Source organism: Marinobacter goseongensis (genome assembly GCF_023156235.1).
In the GTDB taxonomy this organism is placed as follows: domain Bacteria; phylum Pseudomonadota; class Gammaproteobacteria; order Pseudomonadales; family Oleiphilaceae; genus Marinobacter; species Marinobacter goseongensis.
Genome location: NZ_JAKZAI010000066.1, coordinates 1 through 2,447, shown reverse-complemented (window position 1 = coordinate 2,447; position 2,447 = coordinate 1). Strand labels below are relative to the sequence as shown.

3 protein-coding genes are annotated in these 2,447 nt (G+C 60.5%); all 3 read right to left on the bottom strand.

Features of this window, described 5'->3' with window-relative positions:
• Window positions 1-15 precede the first annotated feature (15 nt).
• The 3 genes from tnpC to tnpA all read right to left on the bottom strand — a co-directional run bounded on the left by tnpC (window position 16) and on the right by tnpA (window position 2,365).
• Complete coding sequence (gene tnpC / locus MLC70_RS18315; protein ID WP_248185960.1) at window positions 16-1,581, bottom strand: IS66 family transposase; 1,566 nt, start codon at window positions 1,579-1,581, stop codon at window positions 16-18.
• Window positions 1,582-1,655: 74 nt separating this feature from the next.
• Window positions 1,656-1,991 carry an IS66 family insertion sequence element accessory protein TnpB gene (gene tnpB / locus MLC70_RS18310; RefSeq protein ID WP_100640765.1) on the bottom strand — a complete coding sequence of 112 codons (336 nt, stop codon included), beginning with the start codon at window positions 1,989-1,991 and terminating at the stop codon, window positions 1,656-1,658.
• Entirely contained in the window at window positions 1,988-2,365 is a 378-nt protein-coding gene (gene tnpA / locus MLC70_RS18305) for an IS66-like element accessory protein TnpA (RefSeq protein ID WP_117619486.1), read from the bottom strand. Before tnpA ends, tnpB begins: the two co-directional genes overlap by 4 nt.
• Between the last annotated feature and the right edge of the window lie 82 nt (window positions 2,366-2,447).

Sequence of the window (2,447 nt, the reverse complement as noted above, 5' to 3'; positions counted from 1 at the left end):
GTAAGCGTCTGGCCATCACACCTTGTCAGGTGTAGCCGGCGTCCAGTTGTGGGGCAATAGCTCGTCGATGGCGTTGTTTTTCTGCGTCGGCAGCCGGGTCAGCACATCTTTGAGGTAGGCATAGGGATCATGCCCATTCAGCTTCGCGGACTGGATTAGTGTCATCACAGCCGCAGCACGTTGGCCACTGCGTAGTGATCCTGCGAACAGCCAGTTGCTGCGCCCCAGCGCCCAGGGCCGGATCTGGTTTTCCACCCAGTTGTTATCGATGGGCACAGCACCATCGTCCAGGTAGCGCGTCAGCGCTGCCCAACGTTTGAGGCTGTAATCCAGGGCTTTAGCCGTGCCGGAGCCATCCGGCACTTTCTGGCGATGCGCCAGCATCCATTGATGCAGCGTATCGATAAGTGGTTTGGCTCTGGTTTGCCGGATTTCCCAGCGCTTATCCGGCGGCAGGTCTTTCGTGTCCCGTTCGATCTCGTACAGTCCGCCGATATACTCCAGCGCCTTAGCTGCCAATTCGCTCTTGTTGGCTTCGTGCAGGTCGTAGAACTTGCGCCGGGCATGGGCCATACAGCCGATTTCGGTGATGCCATTACCGAACCCGGCCTTGTAGCCGGCGTAATCGTCACAGACCAGCTTGCCTTGCCAGTCTCCCAGGAAGGTCCGGGCGTGTTCACCCGCCCGGCTGGGCGCGAAGTCGTAAACGGTGGCTTTCAGGTCCGAGAACGGTGTGGTGCAGTAGGCCCAGACATAGGCCTTGTGAGTTTTCTTCTTGCCCGGAGCCAGCATGCTGACCGGGGTTTCATCGGCATGCAGAACGTTGTGTTCCAGCAAAGTGTTTCGCAGTGCATCCGCCAGGGGCTGCAACTGCACACCGCAGGCACCGACCCATTCGGCCAGAGTGGAGCGCGGGATTTCCAGGCCGGCACGGCCGAAGATGCGTTCCTGGCGGTACAGCGGCAAGTGGTCGGCATACTTGGCCACCAGCACTTGAGCCAGCAGACCAGCAGTGGGGATGCCCTTATCGATCACCTGCGCCGGTACCGGTGCCTGGATCAGCGTCTCGCATTTGTCGCAGGCCCACTTGCCCCGGATGTGGCGCTCCACCGTGAACTCGCCGGGGACATAATCCAACTTCTCGCTGACGTCCTCACCGATGCGCTTGAGCTGGCAGCCGCACTGGCACTGGGTATTGTCTGGTTCGTGGTGGATCAGGGTACGGGGCAGTTCTGGTGGCAGCGGGGTGCGCTTGGGCTTTTGCTTTGGCCGGGCAGCTCTCTGCTCCTCGGTCATCGCCTGGTCCAGCTCGGCTTCGATCGCCGCCAGGTCACTGTCGATCAGTTCATCCAGCAGCTTGCCCTGAACGGCGTCCAGTTGTTCGCTGCGCCGGGCATACTTATGGCGCTTGAGTATGGCTACTTCGTGAGTCAGCTTCTCGATGATGGCGTTGCTGCGCACCAACTCCCGCTCCTTCCGGCCCAAGACTTGATCCTTGGCGTCCAGAGAGTCCATCAGTTCCGTCGCCAGGGCACGGAGCTGATCGGCAGAGAGTTGGTTGATATCGGGGCGCTGAGTCATGCCGCCAGTATGCCAAGTCCCTGTGCGGCAAGCGATTCGCGGTTCTGGCTATAGCAGCATTACGGCACTTGTGGTTACAGGATGGAGATGACGCCTTCCGCGCCAATGCGCTGCCAGGGCAGGCCCTGAACCAGAGCGGACAACTGTTCCTCGGTCAGGCGCAGTTGGTCACCGCGCCAGGTTTCGCCCCAGTGGAATTTGCCCCGGTTCAGCCGGCGGGCACACAGCCAGATACCCAGGCCATCGTGGATCAGCACCTTCATCCGGTTACCCCGTTTGTTGGCGAACAGGTAGGCGCAATGCGGCCTGGCTGAACCAAACACCTGGATGACTCGCGCCAGCGCCTTGTCGGGCCCCGCCCGCATATCCAGCGGCTCAGTAGCCAGCCAGATCTCGTCGATGCGGATCATCCCAGCAGATCCCGCAACAGGGCAGCACATTGATGCGCCTGCTCCGCAGGCCACTCCACCACAACCGCACTGCCGGCGCGGGGAATCTCGATGCGGATGGTGCTACGCTTGTCTGGGACTGATTGATTGCTCTGTGCAGAGGCCACTGTTGGCAGATTGACTGGCACGAATCCAGGTGTTGTCGCAGGCGCTTTCGGCGCTCGCCGGGCCTCGCTGATCCAGCGCCGGACCATGTTGGCATTGAGACCGTTATCCAGTGAGATTCGAGAAACGGAGGCACCGGGCTCCAGACATTGGGCAACTATCTGGGCTTTGAATTCCCGGGAAAAGCGGCGACGGCGCTGGTAGGGTTTGGTTACGCTTAAGTCGTTCATGTTAAGTGTCCACTAGAAAATAAGTGGACACTATCCTGACGGCGGCAGCGCCTGGCTCAAGATGGGATTACCGGCCGCTTAC